The organism is Mesorhizobium sp. M0830, assembly GCF_040319965.1.
GTDB lineage: Bacteria > Pseudomonadota > Alphaproteobacteria > Rhizobiales > Rhizobiaceae > Mesorhizobium.
Genome location: NZ_JAMYOR010000138.1, coordinates 1 through 1,342 on the forward strand (window position 1 = coordinate 1; position 1,342 = coordinate 1,342).

A 1,342-nucleotide genomic window follows, 5' to 3' on the forward strand; every position below is an offset into this window, starting at 1 on the left:
TGTCGGTAGCACACGATATGTCCGGTTTAGGTAGCACACGATCTGTCCGGTAAGTCTTGACCTTTTAAACGGGGTCAGGATGCGCCGGTCGGAAGCCAATCAAGGTGTGCGAATGATCAAGTTCCGAGACGTATTGAGCCGCTATGAGGCTTTGGAGTTCAACCAGATGGAGGCTGCGCAGTTGCTGGGTCTGAGCGAGCGAACCTTCCGGCGCTGGTGCTGCCGGTATGAAGAGGCTGGGGAGGCCGGCTTATTGGACCGGCGTCTTGGCAAGGCGTCTGGCAAACGGGTTCCGCTGGACCGGGAGTTTGAGGTCGAGACACTCTACCGGACGCGCTACAGCGGGTTCACGGCCAAGCATTTCCACGAACTTCTGGTGCGCGATCATCGGTTCAGCTGGGGTTACACCTGGACGAAGGCGTTCCTGCATTCGAAAGGCCTTTTGACCAAGGCATCCCGGCGTGGAGCACACCGGCGCAAGCGGCCGCGCCGACCCTTGCCGGGGATGATGCTGCATCAGGATGGCTCGCGCCACATCTGGCTCGGCGGCCAACCGGCGCTCGACCTCATCGTCACGATGGACGATGCGACGAACACCATCTATTCGGGCTTTCTGACCGAGGAAGAAGGGACGGCTTCGACGTTTCGGGCTTTGGAGGAGGTGTTCGGCGGCCATGGTCTGGCGTTGAGCCTCTATACGGATCGAGGCAGCCACTATTTCTATACGCCGCAGGCTGGTGGAAGAATCGACAGGACAAACCTGACCCAGGTCGGTCGCGCGTTGGCTCACCTTGGCGTCGAGCATATCGCGGCCTATTCGCCGCAGGCACGCGGTCGTTCGGAGCGGGTTTTCCAAACCTTGCAAGACCGGCTGACGAAAGAGCTGGCGTTGGCCGGGATCGCCACCATAGAGGAGGCCAACAGCTTTCTGCGCGACGTTTATATTCCGGCCCACAACAAGCGCTTCGCCGTCAAGCCCGAACAGGAAGGCTCAGCCTTCGTCGCCATTCCCGGCGTCGATCTGGGCGAGATCCTGTGCATTCAGGAGGAGCGCCAGGTCGGCAACGACAATTGTGTCTCGTTCAATCGGCTGAAGCTGCAAATTCCCGAAAGCCCGCTGCGGCCCCATTTCGTCAAGGCGACAGTCAAGGTGCGCCGCTATCATGACGGCGCCTATGCAATCTTCCACGGGCCTCGCTGTCTGGGCCGCTACGACCACAATGGAATAGCCGTACAGACACAAAAAGCCGCTTGAACCCGCTCGGCGGCCAGCAGAACAAAACCAGAAGCAGCGGACAACTCGTGTGCTACCTAAACCGGACAACTTAATTCGCTATCGACA

General features: G+C 59.5%; 1 protein-coding gene. It reads left to right on the top strand.

The features are described 5' to 3' along the window. The first annotated feature begins 112 nt into the window (after positions 1 to 112). Positions 113 to 1,255: an ISNCY family transposase gene (locus tag NKI20_RS33540; RefSeq protein ID WP_352838274.1), complete on the top strand. Its 1,143-nt coding sequence runs from the start codon at positions 113 to 115 to the stop codon at positions 1,253 to 1,255. Positions 1,256 to 1,342 lie beyond the last annotated feature (87 nt).

Bases quoted from the DNA above. Each gene is read 5' to 3' on its own strand.
- NKI20_RS33540 (WP_352838274.1), top strand. From the start codon at position 113: ATGATCAAGTTCCGAGACGTATTGAGCCGCTATGAGGCTTTGGAGTTC.